Raw genomic sequence first — 20,676 nt, forward strand, 5'->3', positions numbered from 1 at the left:
GGAGAGTTGCTAGTTACCAGGGCTCACGGAGCCCTGAAGGGCAGGAGAGTTTAAGCAATTCGGCAGGCGTCGGCTTCCCAGCGATACCCCACGCCATAGACCGCGCGGATAAACGACTGCTCGGCATCCAGCGACTCCAGCTTGCGTCGCAGGTTCTTAATATGGCTGTCGATGGTGCGGTCGGTAACGACGCGGTAATCGTCATAGAGATGATTGAGCAACTGTTCACGGGAGAACACTTTTCCCGGCTCATGTGACAACGTTTTAAGTAAGCGGAATTCGGCGGGCGTTAAATCGAGCATCTTCCCACGCCAGGAGGCCTGAAAACGGCCTTCATCGACGATAAGCGGGCTTTCTGCATCCATTTGTTGCAGTTCGCGCTGCGGTTTGCATCGGCGCAGGATCGTTTTTACGCGCGCGACAACTTCACGCGGGCTGTAAGGTTTACAAATATAATCATCAGCACCGATCTCCAGCCCCAGCAGGCGATCAATCTCTTCGATTTTAGCGGTTACCATCATGATGGGGACTTCTGAGAAGCGGCGGATTTCCCGACACAGGGTCAGACCGTCGGTACCGGGCAGCATCAGATCCAACAAGATCAGATCGGGCGGCGTTTGGCGCACGTAAGGCAGAACCAGGTCGCCGTGGTTGATCAGCGTAGGGGCATAGCTCGCTGCCCGCAGGTAGTCGATCAGCAGTTGCCCCAGCTTAGGCTCATCTTCCACGATCAGAATACGCGGTGTGTTTTCATCAATGGGTAACTCAGTCATACATCTCTCTGTAAATCGCGTTCCAGCGGTAACTCTACTGTAATGCTAACCCCACCAAAAGGCGAATGGGCGGCACGAATCAGACCATTATGCGCCTGTACGATATTGACGCAAATCGCCAGCCCCAATCCAGAACCTCCGCTGGCGCGGTTGCGCGAGCCTTCGGTGCGATAAAATCGTTCAAACAGCTTCTGTAACTGCTCGTCACTTACGCCAGGAGCGGAATCTGCGAAGGTTAATAACACCATGCGTTCGCGTTGTTCGGCGCTGATATGCAACCCGCCACCGCTATCGGTGTAGCGCAGACTGTTTTCCAGCAGGTTGTTGAACAGCTGCATCAGACGATCCCTGTCACCAAATACCGTCATGCTGTCGGGGAGCGAAAGCTGTATGGTCAATCCACGGCTGGCGAAGCGTTCACGAAATGCGCCGCTTGCCACTTCCAATAGGGGGATGAGGTCCAGCGATGTTTTCTGATAGGCCAGCGCGCCTTCATCTGACATGGAGAGCTGATGAAGGTCGTCAACCAGTTTGGTGAGCGTACCGACTTCAGCCTGCAACGAGGCAACGGAGTCAGGGGTAAACTGGCGTACGCCATCCTGAATGGCCTCCAGTTCACCGCGCAACACCGCCAACGGCGTACGCAGTTCGTGAGAAATATCGGCCATAAAGTCACGACGCATCTGCTGGTTTTTTTCCAACGTACTGGCGAGTTGGTTGAAGTCCTGCGCCAGCTTGCCCAGCTCATCCGTACTGGTTGGCGTAACGCGAGTGGTGAAATCGCCCGCTGCCAGTTTGTGCGTGCCTTCCACCAACCGCTTAACCGGGGCCAGCAGGCTGCGCGCCAGCGTAAACGTCGCCAGCGCGGCCAGGATCGTGGAGAGCGCAACGATAAGCCAACTGGATCGTCTTTGCTGCATGTCGAAATTGATATCCGTATTCCGCGTTAAGCGTTCTACAGGAGAGGCGATCACGGCGCCCACTTCGCTACCGTTAACGCGTATGGGATGGCGCATGCCGTCGCGAGGAACTGGGCCGCGCGGGCCGACCAGCACGCGGGCATTTTGGTCGACAACCCAAAACTGTGTACGCCAGCCGTGTGGCGGCATGCCTGGGCCCGGTTTATCATCGTCGTTATCGTGTTCAAAAGAGCGCAGGATCTGGAAAACAAAACGATCGTTATTGCGTAAGAATCGCCAGTTGCCGTGCTGCTCGTACTGCTCGCTTAATGCGTCGCTGAGCATTTGCAGCCGCTGCTCGTTGCCGTGCTTGATATAGTCAATAAAACCACGTTCGAAGCTAATGCGTACGGCCCAGTGCATGCTGATCAGCAACACAATGCAGGTGGCGAAAATTGCCAGAAACAGTTTGCCGGTGATACCGGGCCGCCAGAACTTCATCAGGTGCTCCTTTTGCGCCGTGAAATCACCGCGTTGGTTTGCGTGTCGTTCGGCACGCGGGCAAAAATAATGGCGGGCAGCGCAATAATGAAGGCGATGCACAGCCAGGTATACATAAAGACGGTATGCGTACTTCCGCTGTCGATAGCGATATGCTGTTGGCCGAACATGCCCAGCAGCAGGCCTGCGATGGTCACACCAATACTCATCGATAGCTGCATGATCATAGACAGCAGGCTGTTACCGCTGCTGGCCAGATCGTCAGGCAGATCTTTTAACGTAAGCGTGTTCATGGATGAAAAACGCGTTGAGTTGACCATTCCCTGTAAAAACAGCACGAAGGGCAGGGCGTAATACCAGCCCAGCAGTGCCGTGGTCATTAGCAACAGACTGACCAGCGAAAGGCCAAGCGTAGTGGTAATCAGCACACGACGGTAACCAAAGCGGTTCACGACCTGCACCACAATGCGCTTCATGCCCATACTGCCCAGCACCATCGGGATCATCATCAACCCGGCATGAAAAGGTGAAAAACCGAGGCCAATCTGTAAAAACACCGGTGTCATAAACGGCAACATGCCGCTGCCGATGCGTCCGGCAAAACTGCCGAACAGACCTAGCGAGAAGGTTGGTGTGCGAAACAGATTCAGGCTGAATAGTGCACGCGGATTACGATGGGCGTGTTTCAGATACAGCGCAATAGCCAATACCCCGCAGATAACCAGCGCCGCCAGCGTGATACTGGAGAGGCCGGTTCCTTTGCTGCCATCGAGCGCCAGCGTCAGTACCGCCATGCCGACCGCCAGCATCGCGAACCCTGAGAGGTCGAAACGTCGGGTTTGCATGGTGTAGTTGGGCATCAGCATTAACGTCGCTATTGCGCCGACAATGCCTACCGGAATGTTAATCAAAAATATCCAGTGCCAGGAGGCGTATTCAACCAGAATCCCGCCTAACGCTGGGCCCAGCAGCGGGCCGATTTGACCGGGTAAAGTGACAAACGTCATTGCCGCCATATATTGCTCACGCGGGACGATTTTCATCACCGTTAGCCTGCCGACCGGCACCATCATCGCGCCGCCAACGCCTTGTAAGACGCGCGCCATCACCAGCTCGTTGAGCGTGCTGGACCCGGCACAAAACAGCGAGCCAAGCGTAAACAGGATGATGGCGGTGAAGAAGATATTACGCACGCCAACTTTGTCCGCCAGCCATCCGCTGGCGGGCAGCATCACGGCAACAGTTAAAACATATGACACAATGACCATATGCATGTGTAACGGGCTTTCCCCGAGGCTTGCCGCCATCGAGGGAAGCGCGGTGTTAACGATAGTGGTATCCAGCGACTGCATAAAAAAGCCAAATGCCACAATCCAAAGTTGCCAGCGGGTGCTGTCGGGAAGTTCTGTCATAACTCTGCTACCGGTTTGCTGTTTTTACGCGAAAAACGCAGACGCAGACGGTCGAAAAAGAGATAGACCACGGGCGTGGTGTACAGCGTCAGGAGTTGGCTCACGACCAGCCCACCGACAATGGTTATCCCCAAAGGCTGGCGCAGTTCAGAGCCATCCCCTGCGGATAACACCAACGGCAACGCGCCAAACAACGCCGCCAGCGTGGTCATCATTATTGGGCGAAAGCGCAACAGGCAGGCCTGGAAAATAGCTTCTTCCGGCTGCAGCTTACCGTTTCTCTGCGCTTCCAGCGCAAAATCGACCATCATGATGGCGTTTTTCTTCACAATGCCAATTAATAGCATGATCCCTATCAGGGCGATTAGGCTGAACGGGGCATTGAACAGTTCCAGCGCCAGCAACGCCCCGACGCCAGCCGAAGGTAGCGTGGAGAGGATGGTCAGCGGATGGACATAGCTTTCATACAGCATACCCAGCACGATATAGACCGTGGCGATGGCGGCGATAATCAGGATCACCTGCGAATTCATCGTGTCCTGAAATACCTGTGCGGTACCGGCAAAGCTACCGCGAACCGTGGAAGGGACGCCGAGCTGGGTCATGGTTCTGTTGATCGCCTCTGTCGCTTCTGACAGTGAAGAACCTGTCGGCAGGTTAAACGACACGGTTGAGGCGGCGGACAAGCCCTGATGGTTCACAGACAGTGGCGCATTCGCCGGCTGCCATTTAGCAAAATACGATAATGGGATCGCTTTACCGTCATTGTTGATGACGAACATTTTGTCCAGTGCGCTGATGTCCTGGGTGTAACGTCGATCGACCTCCATCACCACTTTGTACTGGTTCATCGGCTGATAGATGGTAGAAATCTGCCGTTGTCCGAAAGCATTATTCAACAGGCTGTTGGCGGCTGCCACATCGATCCCCAGGCGAGACATGGTGTCGCGATCGTAAATCAGATTCATCTCCGCGCCATTGTCCTGCTGATCGGAGTTGACGTCCGCCAGTTGGGGCAGGGCGGCAAGCGCCTTACGGATCTTCGGTTCCCACTCGCGCAGCGCCGCGAGATCGTCGGACAACAATGTGTATTGATAGCTGGCGTTGGCCTGACGTCCGCCAACGCGAATGTCCTGCACCGCCATCAGAAAAAGATTCGCGCCTGGCTCTTTGGCAAGTGCGACGCGCAGGCGGTCGATCACCTGCTGAGCCGTTTCATGGCGCTCACCGCGTGGCTTGAGGGTAATAAACATCATCCCGCTGTTGACCCGGGAACCGCCGGTAAAGCCGGTGACGTTATTTACCGCCGGGTCGTCGCGGATGATTTTCATAAAATCCTGCAGTTTGCCGCGCATCGCCTGGAAAGAGATGCTCTGGTCGGCCTGGATCCCACCCATCAATACACCCGTATCCTGCTCCGGAAAGAAGGTTTTGGGGATGGAAATATAAAGCCAGATATTCAGCGCAATGGTGCCAAGTAACACCACGCCTACCAGTCGCGTATGGCGCAGCACCCATTTAAGCGAGGTGCCGTAACTCTGTTGCAGCGCAACCAGCACACGACCAAAACCCCGTTTGCGAGACTGTTCGCGTGGGGTGCTGGATTTGAGCATCCAGCCGCACATCATTGGCGTTAATGTCAGCGACACCAGCAGTGAGATGCCGATAGCGACCGACAGCGTGACGGCAAACTCGCGCAGCAAGCGCCCAGGCAATCCGCCCATTAACAGCAGTGGCAGGAACACCGCCACCAGCGACAGACTCATGGAGAGCACGGTGAATCCCACTTCGCGCGTACCCTGTAACGCTGCCTGGAGAGGCTTCATTCCTGCTTCCAGGTGGCGGGCAATATTTTCCAGCACCACGATGGCGTCATCGACGACAAATCCCGTGGCAATGGTTAACGCCATCAACGACAGGTTGTTCAGGCTGAATCCGCACAGATACATGGCGGCAAAGGTACCGATCAGCGAGACCGGGACTGCTACCGCGGGGATCAGCGTCGCACGCCCGGAGCGCAGGAAAACAAAGACCACCAGGATAACAAGCGCCACGGAGATAATCAGCGTCTGTTCGACTTCCTCCAGTGAAGCGCGAATGGTCGGCGAGCGGTCCTGGGCGATTTGCAGATCGATGGCGGCCGGTACCAGCGTTTGTAGCTCCGGTAATTTGGCGCGAATGCTGTCTACCGTCTGAATGATATTGGCTTCCGGTAGCTTGCGGATCATCAACAGAATGGCCGGTTTGGCATTGGTCATCCCCGCGTTGCGTACGTCCTGCACCGAGTCGGTTACAGACGCAACGTCGCCCAGTCGCACCGCCGCGCCGTTGTTGTAGTGGATGATAATCGGCTGGTATTCGGCGGCGGTTTTCAGCTCGTCGTTGGTCTGGACCTGCCAGCGGTGGGTATCATTCTCGATAGCGCCCTGCGGCTTACGCACGTTGGCGTTGTCAATTGCGCTACGCACGTCATCCAGTGACACACCCTGGTTAAACAGCGCCTGCGGATTAAGCCCTACACGCACGGCAGGCAGTGAGCTGCCTCCAACGTCCACGTCGCCCACGCCGTCGATTTGAGCGATGGTCTGCGCCAGTTGAGTTGATGCGAAATCGTACAATTCACCTTGCGAGTACGTGTCCGATGTTAGCGTCAGGATCATGATTGGCGCATCGGAAGGGTTGGCTTTGCGATACGTTGGTCGGCTCGGCATCCCGCTGGGTAGCAGACTTTGCGCGGCGTTAATTGCGGCCTGAACGTCCCGCGCCGCGCCATTGATGTCACGGTCGAATTTGAATTCGAGAATAATACGCGTACTGCCAAGTGAACTGCTTGATGTCATTTCGTTCACGCCCGCAATGCGCCCCAGCGAGCGCTCCAGCGGAGTTGCGACCGAGGACGCCATCGTTTCGGGTGAGGCACCCGGTAACGATGCGCTGACCATGATCACCGGAAAATCCACCTGCGGCAGCGGAGCGACCGGCAGCAGACGAAATCCGAGTATGCCGCACAGGGTGATGGCTACCGAAATGAGAATGGTCGCCACTGGACGATGAATGAAAAGCGCGAAAAATTTCATTTACGCTTCCTCTTCCTGACGCGGGAAGCGGCTTTTCACGTACAACGACAGACGGTCAAACAGCAGATAAATCACCGGGGTGGTAAACAGGGTTAATACCTGACTCACCAGCAGCCCACCGACCATGCCAATACCTAATGGGCGACGTAACTCTGCGCCCACGCCGGTACTCAACATCAGCGGCAACGCGCCGAGCAGTGCCGCCAGTGTAGTCATCAGGATCGGGCGAAAACGCAGCAGACAAGCCTGGAAAATGGCATCGCGTGGTGACATTCCCTGTTCGCGCTCCGCGGCAAGGGCAAAGTCGATCATCATGATGGCGTTTTTCTTGACGATACCGATGAGCAAAATAATGCCGATAATCGCGATGACGTCCAGTTCGCTCCCGGCAATCATTAACGCCAGAAGCGCCCCGACGCCCGCCGTCGGCAGCGTGGAGAGAATAGTAATTGGGTGAATAAAGCTCTCATACAGCACGCCGAGGACGATATACATCGCGACAACCGCAGCCACAATCAACCAGATGGTATTTCCCAGCGCGGCCTGGAAAGTGAGCGTACTGCCCTGGAACTGGGTGGTAATATTGGCGGGCAGGTTAAGCGTTTTTTCGGCATCCAGAATCGCCTGTACCGCATCACCCAGCGAATGTTCGTCTGGCACGTTGAACGAGATGGTGGTGACCGGGAACTGATCGAGGTGATTAATCGACAGCGGGGCAAAACGCTGTTCAATACTGGCGATCGCGCTGAGCGGTACTATGCCACCGTCGCTACTGGTCAGACGTATTGTATCCAGCGCCGCAAGCCCCGGTGTATTGTTGGTGTCATGTTCTAACACCACGCGATACTGATTGGCCTGGGTGTAGATGGTTGAAATCAGTCGCTGGCCGAAAGCGTTGTACAGGGCGTTGTCGACATCTGACATGCTGATGCCCAAACGGCTGGCGCTGTCGCGATTGACGTTCACATATGCTACCAGCCCTTTGTCCTGCCAGTCGCTACTGACATCGGACAGTTGCGGTAGCTGATTTAGTTTTGCTATCAGTTGTGGAACCCAGGTGCTGAGGGCATCAAGGGATGTTGCTTGCAGCGTGAACTGATATTGCGTCCGGCTGACCTGAGTATCAATCGTCAGGTCCTGAGTGGGCTGAAGATAAAGGTCAACGCCGGGAACTCTGTCAACCGCGTCCTGTAGGCGCGCAATCACTTTCTGCACCCGATCGTCGCGTTCATCCAGCGGCTTAAGGTTGATTTGTAAGCGCGCGCTGTTCAATGCCGTATTAGTGCCGTCCACACCGACAAAAGCGGTCAGGCTTTCTACTGCCGGATCTTTCAGAATGACATCTGAAACCTGACGCTGGCGCTGGGCCATGCTGGCAAATGAGCTGGACTGTGGCGCCTGTAGCGTTCCCTGGATAATGCCGTTATCCTGGATCGGAAAGAAGCCTTTGGGGATAAAGACCCATAGCATAACGCTCAGCGCCAGCGTGCCGAGCGCTACGCTGAGCGTGAGCCACGGATGGTTGAGCACTTTCGCCAGCCAGTGTCCGTACCCGGCAATAACGCGTTCAAACATTCGCTCTGAGGCACGGGAGAAGCGGTTTTGCTTACGTAATGAGGCCTGATTCAGCATACGCGCGCACATCATCGGCGTAAGAGTGAGCGAGACAACGGCGGAAATCAGAATCGCTACGGCCAGCGTCACAGCGAACTCACGGAACAATCGACCTACGATATCTCCCATAAACAGCAGTGGGATCAGTACGGCGATCAGTGAAAATGTCAGAGAGATGATGGTAAAACCAATCTCGCCCGCGCCCTTCAGGGCAGCAGTCAGCGGTTTTTCGCCTTTTTCGATATAGCGTGAAATATTCTCGATAACCACGATAGCGTCATCCACCACAAAACCTGTCGCAATGGTTAGCGCCATGAGGGTCAGGTTGTTGATGGAGAAATCGAGGAATACCATCACCGCGAAAGTACCGATTAACGATAACGGTACGGCGACCGCAGGAATAATGGTTGCCGGAATATTGCGCAAAAACAGGTAGATAATCATGACTACCAGCGCAATCGCCAGCATCAACTCAAATTGGGTATCCGCTACGGACGCACGGATATTGGTCGTACGATCGGAAAGTACGCTGACCTTAACCGATTTGGGCAAGCTTTCGGTAAGCTGCGGCAGCATCTGGCGGATACTGTCTGCCGTGGAGATGATGTTCGCCCCAGGTTGGCGCTGAACATTCATCACTATAGCTTGTTGCTTATTGGCCCATGCGCCTAGCCAGCTGTTTTCTGCTCCTTGTTCGACGGTGGCGACATCGCCCAAACGAACCGGCGCACCGTTTTTATAGGCAATAATGAGCTGACGATATTCGTCTGCGGACTGCATCTGGTCGTTGGCTGAAAGGGTAACGGCACGCGTTGGGCCATCAAGACTCCCTTTTGCTGAATTGACGTTGGCACCGGTAATGGCCGTACGGATGGTTTCGCTGGTCAGACCGAGTGCGGCAATGGCCTGAGCGTTAAGTTTCACGCGGACCGCCGGACGTTGCCCTCCGGAAAGTGTTACCAGACCCACGCCGGATACCTGAGAGATTTTCTGCGCGACGCGGGTTTCGACCATATCTTCCACCTGCGTCATCGGCATGGCGCTGGAAGTGACCGCCAGTGTCATGATCGGCGGATCTGCCGGGTTTACCTTGCTGTAGACCGGAGGGTTAGGGAGATCGCTGGGTAATAAATTGGTGGCGGCGTTAATCGCGGCCTGAACTTCCTGCTCGGCAACATCCAACGGGAGCGTCAGTTGAAACTGTAACGTAACGACCGATGCGCCACCGGAACTTTGTGATGACATCTGTTTTAAGCCAGACATCTGCCCGAACTGACGTTCAAGCGGTGCGGTGACCGCCGAGGTCATGACGTCTGGGCTGGCGCCGGGGTAGAGCGTAACGACCTGAATCGTGGGGTAATCCACTTCAGGTAAGGCGGCGATTGGCAGGAAGCGATAGCCGATAATACCGGCAAGCAAAATCGCGACCATCAGCAGAGTGGTGGCGACGGGGCGCAGAATAAACAGGCGCGATGGTCCGCCTGTGCTGTCCGGAGGTAACACCTGCATCAGGAGTTGGCTCCTTTTTTGCCGTATCCGCGTGGCGCTGTTTTCTCGTCGGAAACAGAGGCGTCGTGCGCCTCAACGACTTCGACTTTTGCGCCTTCCGTCAGACGGTCAATCCCGTCGGTCACGACCCGATCGCCCGCAGAAAGCCCGGCGGCAATCACCACTTTTTGGCTATCCTGAATACCCGGTTTCACCAGGTGTTTGCTCACTTTATTGTCGCTATTCAGTACCCAGACAAAGTGGCCTTCGTTGCCCATCTGCAGGGCGGCAGTTGGGATCACAACGGCATTTTGTTGTGTGTCGACCAGCATGCGGGCGTTAACGAACTGGTTAGGGAATAAGGCATCATCCTGATTGGAAAAACGAGCCTTAACTTTGATTGTTCCGGTGGTGGCATCAATCTGATTGTCGAGACTGAGCAGGACGCCTTCGCTGAGCTTTTGCGAATTGGTTCGGTCCCAGGCTTCGACCTTCAGCTGGCCCCCCGATTTTTGTGCCTGCAACACGGTAGCAATGTCGTTTTCAGGCAAAGTAAATATCAGGTCGATGGGATGCGTTTGCGTAATGACGACAATTCCGGTGGTATCGCCGCTGGAAATTTGGTTACCGACATCGACCTGTTTCAGGCCGACACGACCATCGACAGGCGCGGTTATCCGACTCCAGTCGAGCTGCAACTGAGCGCTGGCGACGCTGGCTTCATCCGCTTTGATTGTGCCTAACGTCTCGTTGACCAGCGCCTGCTGGGCATCCAGTTCCTGGCGGGAGACCAGATTGGTTTTAACCAACTGTTGATAGCGGGCAAGATCGCGACGGGCATTCGCCAGCGTGGCTTTATCTTTTGCCAGTTGTCCCTGCGCCTGAGCCAGAGCAACTTTGAACTGGCTGGGATCTATCTCTGCCAGCAGGTCGCCGGCTTTCACCTGTTGTCCTTCCTCAAAGTGTAAGGCGATGAGTTGACCATCCACCCGACTACGCACCGTGGCGGTATTTGCGGCAGTAACGGTCCCCAGCCCTGTCAGATAGCGTGGCACGGCTTCCTCGGTGGCGGTGGCAGCCTGCACGGGAGCCAACGGTCCGGAGCGTATTCCACGCCGTCCTGACCCCGCCGTGTGCTGCGCGGGTTTGGTCGCGCCCGGTGCGGTTCCCTGGGATGCACTGCGGCTTTGCCAGAACCAGATGGCGGCGACGGCGGCCACGACGATCACGATTGCTATCACCCAGCGGGATTTATTACTGCCTTTCATTGTTATGAGTTTCTCATCCTGAAACGATTCGCGGAATGATACTAGTTTAGCCAGCGAACAAGGGAGAAAAATGGAGGAATTATGAAACACTGTCGGGATTCGTCTGAATGCTGACGCGGCTTTGCGAGGCGTTACGCAACAATCGGTGGTGAAGATAGCGAATGCGCAATTGTGCGATAGAGTGCTGACAGGGCAAAAAGGAGGAAAGCCAGAGATTTCAGCGGGACGCTGGAACGGGAAAGCCCCTCCCGAGGAAGGGGCCAAAATAAGGAAAGGGTTATGATGAAGTACGTCATCATACTGGTGATACTCTTAGTCATTAGCTTACCGGCTTACTAAGACACCAGGGGGAGGGGAAACCCTCCCTAACCCTCACTCCTGAACATAAGCCACAGCAAGGATGATGTCAATATGCACACTTTTCACCATGCGAGTGGCTTAGCGGAAAACAACGTCAGCCCAGCGGGCCAGTCCGGCGGTAACTGAACCGAAATCATCGCCACCCGCGATCGGGATCCCCGGAAGCTGCTGGGCGAGGGCTTTTTTAATCAGCGGTGAACGCGCGCTGCCGCCGGTCAGATAAATCACGTCCGGTTTTTCCTGCGCGTTGTCCAGCGCCAGCTGAACCTGCTCCAGAATACGCGTCAGGGGCTGATTGAGCGCAGCTTCCAGTCCGTGTTGACTGATATCGGTTGCCAGCGTGTCGCTGATAAACGGTATCGCCGCCGTTACAATTGTCTGGTCGGAAAGTGCGATTTTGCTCTCTTCTGCGCTGCGCACCAGGCGGTAGCTCAGACGCTCGCGCCAGACTTTAAGCAGCAGAGCGACTTTATCGGCTTCTCTTGCGTCGCGGACAAGATCGTTGAGCAATCGTCCGTTGGCGCTGCTGTAGAAATCACTTTGCGCGGGAACGTCGTTGATTGCGACCGCGTTCCACCAGGGGAGAATCGGTAAGGCGATACCTTTTTCAGTCTCACCGCCCATACCCAGCAGCGGCATCAGGTGTTTAAACGCCAGCGCGATATCCAGATCGTTCCCGCCTACGCGGCAGCCACTGTGTCCCAGCAGGCTGTTTTCGCGATCGGCACGCTGATGCCATTGCGGCCCCATCAGCAGCAGTGAACAGTCGGTCGTCCCCCCGCCAATATCTACCACCAGCACGCGTTTTTCTTCCTGCAGCGTCGCTTCGTAATCCAGCCCCGCCGCTACCGGCTCGTACTGGAAGACGACATCCTGAAAACCGGCGCGTTTGGCCGCACGTTCAAGAATACCCTGCGCCTGGGTGTTGGCGTCATCGCCACCTAATCCCTGGAAGTTGATGGGCCGACCAATCACGGCCTGAGTGATAGCTTCCGGCAGCTGGCTTTGCGCCTGGTTGCGAATGTGCAGCATCATTGCACAGACCAGATCTTCAAACAGCGCAACCTGCTGCGGCTTCAGACCGCTGGCGCCCAAAAATGATTTTGGCGATTTAACGAAGTACACCTCTTCCGGGTCTTCAATATACTGACCCAGCGATGCCAGACCGAACTGCACGCTGTTGGCGTTAACGTCGATGTCTTCTTCGCGGTTGTAGCGCATCGCGCGGCGAAGCAGCGCCTGCGTTTCATCGTCCGTAGTTGGGATGTCGTGATGGCGATACAGCCACTCGCTAACCGCTTCGCGCGTTGGTGCGCACAACATTGAGGGTAGTAGCGTGCTGTTATTTTCCATTTTGAGCAGGTGAGGCTGCTCGTCACGCATAACGGCCACTGAACAGTTTGCCGTACCGTAGTCAAAACCAATAAACACCGTAAAAATCCCCATGCCAGTGAAGAAGGGGCGTGACTTTAACGAATAGTTGACGCCCCGACAACTGGAATATGAAAGCAAGGCGTACTGATTGAATACCGTTTATGCTGTAGGTTTGCGTAAAAAGGAAAACTGAATGTTCACGCTGAGCTGGCAACCGCCTTATGACTGGCCCTGGATGCTGGGGTTTCTTGCCGCCCGTGCGGTTGAAGGTGTCGAAACCGTAGGAAAGCTGGATTATGTCAGAAGCCTGTCCGTAGGGGGACATCGTGGTCTGGTGCGCGTTGTCCCGGATCTGCACGCCAACGTGCTACACGTGACATTGAGCACAGGGTTACAGCCGGTAGCTTCCGAGTGCCTGGCAAAAATAACGCGCTTGTTCGATCTTGGCTGTTGCCCGCAGCAAATTATCGCCGCGCTGGGTAGCCTCGGTGCGGCGCGTCCTGGACTGCGCCTACCGGGATGTGTCGATGCATTTGAGCAAGGGGGGCGGGCGATTTTAGGGCAGTTAGTCAGCGTATTGATGGCCGCGAAACTGACGGCGAAAGTGGCGCATGCTTATGGGGAAGCGCTGGAGGATGCACCCGAGTATGTGTGTTTTCCTACGCCGGAAGCGCTTGCCAATGCCGATCCGCTGCACCTGAAAGCGTTAGGAATGCCGCTCAAACGCGCTGAAGCGTTGATTCATCTGGCTCGCGCAATGCTTGAGGGAGCGCTCGCGACAACAGCCCCTACCGATATCGAACAAGGCGTTAAGCAGCTACAAACGTTTCCCGGGATAGGACGCTGGACCGCCAACTACTTTGCACTGCGCGGCTGGCAGGCGAAGGACGTTTTTCTGCCGGATGATTATCTGATTAAGCAGCGTTTTCCCGGCATGACACCGGCCCAGATCCGACGGTATGCAGAGCGCTGGAAACCCTGGCGCTCCTATGCGCTGTTGCATATCTGGTATACGGATGGCTGGCAGCCGTCAGTTGATGGCGAAATTACTGGTATTCAGTAGCAGATCCAGCGGTTGGGCGTCGGCAATAATATCGCCATAAATCATATCAATACCGATGCCAGAAAGCGTATCCATGATGAGTGGCAACTGCACCGGGCCGGCGATAGTTTTTATGTCCAGGCGCTGGGCATGACCCTGGATAATGGACACCCACATTTCGTCGATCAGGTTGCCGGGAGCGCTGGCACTTAGCTCGCTGTCGAGCAACAGGTAATCGACAATGTGATATTTCAGGTTGTCAAAAAGCTCTAAATCGCGACCAACCTGACTTAACACAATTCGACAACCGTACTGACGCAGTCGATGCAGGGCGGATATCGCCTGCGTTGGGTTGGTTTTGATGACGCTTGCCGGAACGGTCAGATGCAGCAATCGCGGCGGTAGTGGACTGTGTTGCAAGTGCTCCAGCAGCTCATCGATAAGTTCTGTGTTGAGCAGGCCGGCGGCGGAAAGGGGCAGGGCAATACTGAGACCCTTGTTGGCGACGGCTGGGGCAGCATTCTGGAAGAACTCGCTAAATACCCGACGGTCAAGCGCCTTGCTTAACGCGGGATCGACCAGCCCGGCGCGGAAGGCTTGCTCCTCAATGGCTTCACCTTCAGCGGTGCCTAAGCGAAGCGAGAGAAGCCAGAAGCTAAACGTCTCCGGTATACGTGGGGAAGCCACACCTCTGGCGATCATCAGCATTGGGTTGTGCATAATGGTGTGTCTTTGCTCATCCAATGTCAGTTGACTACACGCGTCATGACCCTGGCTTTGCTGCGGTTCATAAACGCAGACGCGTCCACGCCCACTGTTTTTCGCCGCATAACAGGCAATATCGGCCTGAGACATCACATCGGTCGCGACATGGTTTTTCTCATCAATGAGCGTAATCCCTGCGCTGGCGCCAATACGGTGTAAGCGGCCTTCCCACATGAAGTGGTAATCATTAATGGCGCTGATGACGCGACCTGAAATAAAGCGGGCGCTTTCGATATTACAATCCGGTAGCAACAGACCAAACTCGTCGCCGCCCAGGCGCGCCAGCATATCGCTGGATCGCAACATGCTGAGCATAAGCGCTGAGAGTTCACGCAGCAGGGCATCGCCAGCGGCATGACCCGCGCTGTCGTTCACCGCTTTAAAACGATCCAAATCGATAAAAACCAGCACATGACGCTGGTGCGTATCGTGTACCGAATGCAGCAATTGTTTTAGATGGTTTTCGAAACTGACCCGGTTTGCCAACTGCGTCAGGTCATCATGCGAGGCGCTGTAGCTAAGCTGGCGGAGCATCTTCCGTGACTCTGTGACGTCCTGAATAACCAACACTGAGCCAATGCTGCCGCCGTCGAGGGTGCTGAGAGACGTGATGCTGTACTGAATGTCATAACTGTTGCCGTTACGGCAATGCAGGACCACTTCCTGTTCGATTGCCGTACGCGACATGTCAGCACTGTAGATATTTTCCATCAGCGGCCCGTTCTCGCCAAAAGTAATATGTAGTACCGTCAATAGCGGAATGCCGATGGCACTGTCCTGCTGCCAGCCGCTCATTTTCTCAGCGACCGGATTCATAAAGGTCACGTTCATATCGACATCAATACAAATCACCGCTTCGCCGATTGAATCCAGCGTAATGTGCAGGCGCTCTTTTTCCTGATACAGCGCTTCGTTAAGCTGCTTGACTTCGGTCATATCCATATTGATACCAAGCAAGCGTTCAACTTCACCGTCTTTATTCAGTACCCGGTTGGCCAACGAACGGATATGGCGTATGCCATCTTTTACCGCGATACGAAACTCAAGCTTAAACGGAGCCCGTGCGGCCAGTGAATCACGAATCACATTTTCGGCGTACTCACGATCTTCGGGTACCACGCACTCATACCAGACTTGCCAACTGGGCTTGATATGCGCAGGAACTTCGTAGAGATCGAACATCCGTTTATCCCAGCTGATCACGTCAGGCTGGAGTTCCCATTCCCAGATCCCAATCCCCCCGGCTTCATTGGCGAGGGTAATGCGCTCCATCAACCGTTTGTTGATCCATTCGGTATGCTTCAGGTCGTTAATGTCCTCAACCTGCGCAATAAAGTAGAGTGGGGTATTGTCGCTATGACGCACTAACGAAACCGCCAGCAACGCCCAGACGACGTCGCCTGCGCGGGTGTAATAGCGTTTTTCCATGGAATAGCTATTAATCTCTCCGCGTGCCAGCATGTTCAGTTGTTCAATGTCGTTGTTCAAATCTTCCGGCCAGGTCAATTGCTGGAAGGTCAGTGAACGTAACTCCTCCTGGCTATATCCCAGAAACTGGCACAAGGCTTTATTGGCCTGTAACCATTGTCCCTCGGTACCGACTAAAGCCATGCCAATCGCGGAATATTCCATGGCGTTACGAAAGCGTGACTCGCTTTCTGAAATGTGCTTGCGTTCGGCTCGAAACGCGTACATCACCATGGTCATCATATTAGCGGGCAACAGGATCATCAAAAACGGCAACCAGGGGATGTCCGTCATCATGTTCGGTTTCGGGGTGTAAAGCAGCGAAGGGTCGGCAGCCAGCATCAGCGAAACCATCATCACGGTGCTGAGGAATATTAAAAACGCCTCCATACGCGGCAGACGGACAGCGCTCCACATCAGCAGGACAATAACGCAGGTAAATGGCCATGGAATGTACATCATGGACAGCCAACTGAGCGTTAAGGTCACCAGCAGGGTAATCAGGGTCTCAAGCAATAATCGCGGGTCGCGATGGCGCAACAGGTAATGTGGTTTAAACAGTAAACCTAACGGCACCAACGCCAGTGCGCCAATGGATTCTGACAGTACCCAAATGAGAAAGGTATTTAATGACGTGTCCTTCGGCAGCAACAACCACATCAATATGCCGCCCAACAGTGGCGGAACAACCGCGCTACCAAATGCCAGGCGCGCCCAATCATTCAAATTTTGTAAGGGATTGTACCAGGGCAGCAGTTTACGCAATAACATTGCGCCAACAACAGCCTCAATAATGTTAATGACCGTATAGGAGAAATTAAGCGACTGTCCGGGGAAAAAAAGTAAAGAGGCACCGATGCTACCGAATGAGCAAGCCAGCGCGATCCCTGGCCACATCTTTCCCGCGTGACGGTAAAAAGCCACCATCATGATAGAGGTTGGAAACCACAGCGGTGCAAGCTGTGCGCCGTAACGTGACAGTTCCAGCGAAAACAACGTAAAGATGAAAGCCACCAGACCTAAACTGGCCAGGCGCAGTAAAGGATGGGGTAAGGTAACTAAAACATGTTGGGATTGTTTACTCATTACCACTCTACCCAAATAGCCGTTGTCGCCCAGCAGAGATGCCGAACGCATCACATTTAATCTGGGATTATGCTAGTACAAACAATTTACAATTTATACGCCAGCTGCTCATAAATTAACACTCCCAAGCTATTAATTCCTAAGGCAGGTGAATAAATATAGCGGCTGTTCTAAATCTGACCATTTTAATTTGCGACAGGGACAGCATTGGTGCAGCCTGGGGTGGCATCGCGCCGCTGAAATCCTTATAATTGCCGCGTTTGGCGTTTCGGCGCCGCCCTTCCTTACATCCAGGTTAATCAGGTCGCTAAATTTATGACTGATCAGTCCCATCAGTGCGTCATTATCGGCATTGCCGGCGCATCGGCTTCCGGCAAGAGCCTTATTGCCAGTACTCTTTATCGCGAATTGCGTGAACAAGTCGGTGACGAACATATTGGCGTTATTCCCGAAGACAGCTATTACAAAGATCAAAGCCATCTGTCGATGGAAGAACGCGTAAAAACCAACTACGACCATCCGAACGCGATGGACCACAGCCTGCTGTTTCAACATCTGCAAACGCTGAAACGCGGCTCTGCCATTGAGCTGCCGGTTTATAGCTATGTTGAGCACACGCGTACGCAAGACACTATTCATATCGAACCGAAGAAAGTCATCATCCTGGAAGGCATTTTGCTGCTGACGGATGCGCGTTTGCGCGATGAGATGAACTTTTCTATTTTTGTTGATACGCCGCTGGATATTTGTCTGATGCGCCGTATCAAGCGCGATGTGAATGAACGTGGTCGTTCAATGGATTCGGTGATGGCGCAATACCAGAAAACCGTCCGCCCAATGTTCCTGCAATTTATTGAGCCTTCAAAACAATACGCCGACATCATTGTGCCGCGCGGGGGTAAAAACCGCATCGCCATCGATATTCTGAAGGCTAAAATCAGTCAGTTCTTTGAATAAGTTCAGCGAATTGTGTACCGTTCAGTGATAACCTGGTTCACCCTTAACGCACCTGGCATTAAGGGTTTGAAGCACGAAAGGAGAAAGTGCCATGCGTTTATGTGACCGAGATATTGAAGCCTGGTTGGATGAAGGTCGCCTGTCGATCACTCCACGCCCTCCTGTCGAGCGAATCAATGGCGCCACGGTAGATGTGCGTCTTGGCAACAAATTCCGTACGTTCCGCGGTCATACAGCGGCGTATATCGATTTGAGCGGACCGAAAGATGAAGTCAGCGCCGCGCTGGATCGCGTGATGAGTGATGAAATCGTCCTCAAGGACGGCGAGGCATTCTTCTTGCATCCGGGTGAGCTTGCGCTGGCAGTAACATTTGAATCTGTGACGCTGCCTTCCGATCTCGTCGGTTGGTTAGATGGCCGTTCTTCGCTGGCTCGTCTGGGACTGATGGTACACGTCACCGCACACCGTATCGATCCGGGCTGGTCTGGCTGTATCGTACTGGAGTTTTACAACTCCGGAAAATTACCCCTGGCTCTGCGTCCGGGCATGCCGATTGGCGCGTTAAGTTTCGAACCGCTTTCCGGTCCGGCAGCGCGGCCATACAACCGTCGTCAGGATGCGAAGTATCGCGACCAGCAGGGCGCCGTTGCCAGCCGGATCGATAAAGACTGAGTGTTTTTCAGTCCATTGGGGATAGCATGAGACGATTTCTGACGACGCTGATGATTCTTCTGGTCGTGCTGGTGGCCGGCTTTTCTGCGTTAGTACTGTTGGTGAATCCGAATGATTTCCGCGCGTATATGGTCAAGCAGGTTGCCGCACGTAGCGGATATCAGCTGCAGTTGGATGGCCCCCTGCGTTGGCACGTATGGCCGCAACTGAGTATCCTCTCAGGGCGAGTGGTGTTAACGGCTGAAGGTGCCAGCGAACCTCTGGTTCGTGCCGACAATATGCGCCTTGACGTTGCGTTATGGCCGCTGTTGAGCCACCAGCTCAGCGTGAAGCAGGTGATGCTCAAAGGCGCAGTGATTCAACTGACCCCGCAAACTGAGGCGGTGCGCGGTAAAGATGCGCCCGTTGCCCCAAAAGACAATATGTTGCCCGATCTGGCGGAAGACAAAGGGTGGTCGTTTGATATCGCCCGTTTGCGGGTTGCCGACAGTGTTCTGGTATTCCAGCATGAAGACGACGAACAAGTTACCGTTCGTGATATTCGTCTGGAGATGGAACAAGATAGCCAGCACCGCGGCACGTTTGATTTTTCCGGGCGTGTGAACCGCGATCAGCGCGATCTCGCGTTATCCTTTAACGGTACGGTCGATGCCTCCGATTATCCGCATAACTTATCTGCGAATATTGCGCAGTTAAGCTGGCAACTGCAGGGGGCCGATCTGCCGCCGCAGGGAATCAACGGTCAGGGACATCTTCAGGCGCAATGGCTGGAAGAAAAAAAACAGCTTTCATTTAGCCAGATAAATTTGACCGCTAATGACTCTTCTTTCTCTGGGCAAGCACATGTGGCCTTGTTGGAAAAACCGGAATGGGCCGTCGACCTAAAATTTGGTCAGCTCAATCTGGATAACCTGCTCGTACAACATGACGCAGCGGCGACAGCAAAAGGTGACGTTCAGCAAGGTCAGAGTCAGTCAACGCTGGCGCGCCCCGTCATTGCTTCCCAGGTTGATGCCGTTTCGTATCAAGGACTCAAGGGGTTTTCGGCAGACATCGCTTTGCAGGCTGACAAAGTGCTGTGGCGGAAAATGGCGTTTGAGAATGTCTCGGCAAAAATAGACAACCGGTTCGGCTTACTGAACATTGCGCAGTTGCAGGGAAAAAGTGATGGCGGGCTGATCTCATTGCCCGGCACGCTGGATGCCAGAAAGGGAGAACCGCGAGCGGTCTTTCATCCGCGCCTGGAAGGTGTGGAAATTGGCACTATTTTGAAGGCCTTTGATTACCCCATCGCACTCACCGGCAAGCTGTCGCTGGCAGGGGATTTTTCCGGCTCAGATATTGATGCTCAGGCGTTTCGCCATAGCTGGCAAGGGCAGGCTCATGTCGAAATGAACGATACGCGAATGGAAGGGATGAACTTCCAGCAGATGATTCAACAGGCTGTAGAACGCAGCGGTGGGGATGTTAAATCTCAGCAAAACCTCGATAACGTGACCCGGTTGGATCATTTTGTAACCGATATGACGCTGGATAACGGAGAGGTGACGCTGGATAACATGGCAGGGGAGTCCGCGATGTTGGCGCTAACCGGCAAAGGAACGTTAGATCTGGTGAAGCAGAATTGCGACACGCTGTTTAACATTCGCGTGCTGGGCGGTTGGGATGGCGAAAGTCAGTTGATCAATTTCCTGAAGGCCACCCCGGTTCCTCTCAGGGTCTATGGCCAGTGGCAATCACTGAACTACAGTCTGCAAGTTGATCAGCTTTTGCGTAAGCATCTGCAGGATGAAGCAAAACGTCGTCTGAATGACTGGGCAGATCGCAATAAAGATTCCCGCAACGGCAAAGATGTTAAAAAGTTGCTGGATAAGCTCTGATTCATATTGCCGGATGGTGGCTAATGCCCCATCCGGCTCG

At 54.4% G+C, this 20,676-nt stretch carries 13 protein-coding genes; 5 read left to right on the plus strand and 8 right to left on the minus strand.

The window, feature by feature from the left end; genetic code table 11:
• Positions 1-50: 50 nt before the first annotated feature.
• Genes baeR through OGY18_RS05240 form a run of 6 tightly spaced genes read right to left on the minus strand, consistent with a single transcriptional unit; the run spans position 51 to position 11,032 of the window.
• On the minus strand, positions 51-773 hold the full coding sequence (gene baeR, locus OGY18_RS05215; RefSeq protein WP_003834278.1) for an envelope stress response regulator BaeR: 723 nt from the start codon (positions 771-773) through the stop codon (positions 51-53).
• A complete protein-coding gene (gene baeS / locus OGY18_RS05220; protein WP_003834277.1) occupies positions 770-2,173 on the minus strand; it encodes an envelope stress sensor histidine kinase BaeS in 1,404 nt (467 codons plus the stop codon). The genes baeR and baeS overlap by 4 nt, the downstream gene beginning before the upstream one ends.
• On the minus strand, positions 2,173-3,585 hold the full coding sequence (locus tag OGY18_RS05225) for an MFS transporter (RefSeq protein ID WP_003834276.1): 1,413 nt from the start codon (positions 3,583-3,585) through the stop codon (positions 2,173-2,175). The genes baeS and OGY18_RS05225 overlap by 1 nt, the downstream gene beginning before the upstream one ends.
• Positions 3,582-6,662 carry a multidrug efflux RND transporter permease subunit MdtC gene (gene mdtC / locus OGY18_RS05230; RefSeq protein WP_123267510.1) on the minus strand — a complete coding sequence of 1,027 codons (3,081 nt, stop codon included), beginning with the start codon at positions 6,660-6,662 and terminating at the stop codon, positions 3,582-3,584. The genes OGY18_RS05225 and mdtC overlap by 4 nt, the downstream gene beginning before the upstream one ends.
• Positions 6,663-9,785, minus strand: a complete 3,123-nt coding sequence (locus OGY18_RS05235) for an MdtB/MuxB family multidrug efflux RND transporter permease subunit (protein ID WP_286552121.1) — start codon at positions 9,783-9,785, stop codon at positions 6,663-6,665.
• Positions 9,785-11,032: an MdtA/MuxA family multidrug efflux RND transporter periplasmic adaptor subunit gene (locus tag OGY18_RS05240; RefSeq protein WP_286552122.1), complete on the minus strand. Its 1,248-nt coding sequence runs from the start codon at positions 11,030-11,032 to the stop codon at positions 9,785-9,787. The genes OGY18_RS05235 and OGY18_RS05240 overlap by 1 nt, the downstream gene beginning before the upstream one ends.
• A 279-nt stretch (positions 11,033-11,311) precedes the next feature.
• Between OGY18_RS05240 and OGY18_RS05245 the strand changes: the two genes are divergently transcribed.
• On the plus strand, positions 11,312-11,371 hold the full coding sequence (locus OGY18_RS05245) for a type I toxin-antitoxin system Ibs family toxin (RefSeq protein ID WP_106672390.1): 60 nt from the start codon (positions 11,312-11,314) through the stop codon (positions 11,369-11,371).
• Positions 11,372-11,470: 99 nt separating this feature from the next.
• On the opposite strand, the gene yegD is transcribed toward OGY18_RS05245, so the two are convergent.
• Positions 11,471-12,823: a molecular chaperone gene (yegD, locus tag OGY18_RS05250; protein WP_286552123.1), complete on the minus strand. Its 1,353-nt coding sequence runs from the start codon at positions 12,821-12,823 to the stop codon at positions 11,471-11,473.
• A 136-nt stretch (positions 12,824-12,959) separates the two neighbouring features.
• On the opposite strand from yegD, the gene alkA reads away from it, so the two are divergent.
• The gene (alkA, locus tag OGY18_RS05255) at positions 12,960-13,829 is read left to right on the plus strand and encodes a DNA-3-methyladenine glycosylase 2 (protein WP_191219846.1); all 870 of its coding nucleotides are present in this window, start codon (positions 12,960-12,962) and stop codon (positions 13,827-13,829) included.
• Here the strand turns inward: alkA and OGY18_RS05260 are convergent.
• Entirely contained in the window at positions 13,797-17,126 is a 3,330-nt protein-coding gene (locus OGY18_RS05260) for a diguanylate cyclase (protein ID WP_063940589.1), read from the minus strand. The two genes, alkA and OGY18_RS05260, sit on opposite strands and share 33 nt — an antisense overlap.
• 315 nt (positions 17,127-17,441) lie before the next feature.
• Between OGY18_RS05260 and udk the strand changes: the two genes are divergently transcribed.
• The 3 genes from udk to asmA all read left to right on the plus strand — a co-directional run bounded on the left by udk (position 17,442) and on the right by asmA (position 20,636).
• A complete protein-coding gene (gene udk, locus OGY18_RS05265; RefSeq protein ID WP_003036776.1) occupies positions 17,442-18,083 on the plus strand; it encodes a uridine kinase in 642 nt (213 codons plus the stop codon).
• Between the two features lie 91 nt (positions 18,084-18,174).
• On the plus strand, positions 18,175-18,756 hold the full coding sequence (gene dcd, locus OGY18_RS05270) for a dCTP deaminase (RefSeq protein ID WP_003834269.1): 582 nt from the start codon (positions 18,175-18,177) through the stop codon (positions 18,754-18,756).
• 26 nt (positions 18,757-18,782) lie between these two features.
• On the plus strand, positions 18,783-20,636 hold the full coding sequence (asmA, locus tag OGY18_RS05275) for an outer membrane assembly protein AsmA (RefSeq protein WP_286547736.1): 1,854 nt from the start codon (positions 18,783-18,785) through the stop codon (positions 20,634-20,636).
• Positions 20,637-20,676 lie beyond the last annotated feature (40 nt).

The organism is Citrobacter sp. Cpo142 (genome assembly GCF_030332425.1).
In the GTDB taxonomy this organism is placed as follows: Bacteria; Pseudomonadota; Gammaproteobacteria; order Enterobacterales; family Enterobacteriaceae; genus Citrobacter; species Citrobacter portucalensis.

What these genes read in the sequence shown, in the direction of transcription:
- baeR (WP_003834278.1), bottom strand. Translation starts at nt 773, where the DNA reads ATGACTGAGTTACCCATTGATGAAAACACACCGCGTATTCTGATCGTG.
- baeS (WP_003834277.1), bottom strand. Translation starts at nt 2,173, where the DNA reads ATGAAGTTCTGGCGGCCCGGTATCACCGGCAAACTGTTTCTGGCAATT.
- OGY18_RS05225 (WP_003834276.1), bottom strand. Translation starts at nt 3,585, where the DNA reads ATGACAGAACTTCCCGACAGCACCCGCTGGCAACTTTGGATTGTGGCA.
- mdtC (WP_123267510.1), bottom strand. Translation starts at nt 6,662, where the DNA reads ATGAAATTTTTCGCGCTTTTCATTCATCGTCCAGTGGCGACCATTCTC.
- OGY18_RS05235 (WP_286552121.1), bottom strand. Translation starts at nt 9,785, where the DNA reads ATGCAGGTGTTACCTCCGGACAGCACAGGCGGACCATCGCGCCTGTTT.
- OGY18_RS05240 (WP_286552122.1), bottom strand. Translation starts at nt 11,032, where the DNA reads ATGAAAGGCAGTAATAAATCCCGCTGGGTGATAGCAATCGTGATCGTC.
- alkA (WP_191219846.1), top strand. Translation starts at nt 12,960, where the DNA reads ATGTTCACGCTGAGCTGGCAACCGCCTTATGACTGGCCCTGGATGCTG.
- OGY18_RS05260 (WP_063940589.1), bottom strand. Translation starts at nt 17,126, where the DNA reads ATGAGTAAACAATCCCAACATGTTTTAGTTACCTTACCCCATCCTTTA.
- udk (WP_003036776.1), top strand. Translation starts at nt 17,442, where the DNA reads ATGACTGATCAGTCCCATCAGTGCGTCATTATCGGCATTGCCGGCGCA.
- dcd (WP_003834269.1), top strand. Translation starts at nt 18,175, where the DNA reads ATGCGTTTATGTGACCGAGATATTGAAGCCTGGTTGGATGAAGGTCGC.
- asmA (WP_286547736.1), top strand. Translation starts at nt 18,783, where the DNA reads ATGAGACGATTTCTGACGACGCTGATGATTCTTCTGGTCGTGCTGGTG.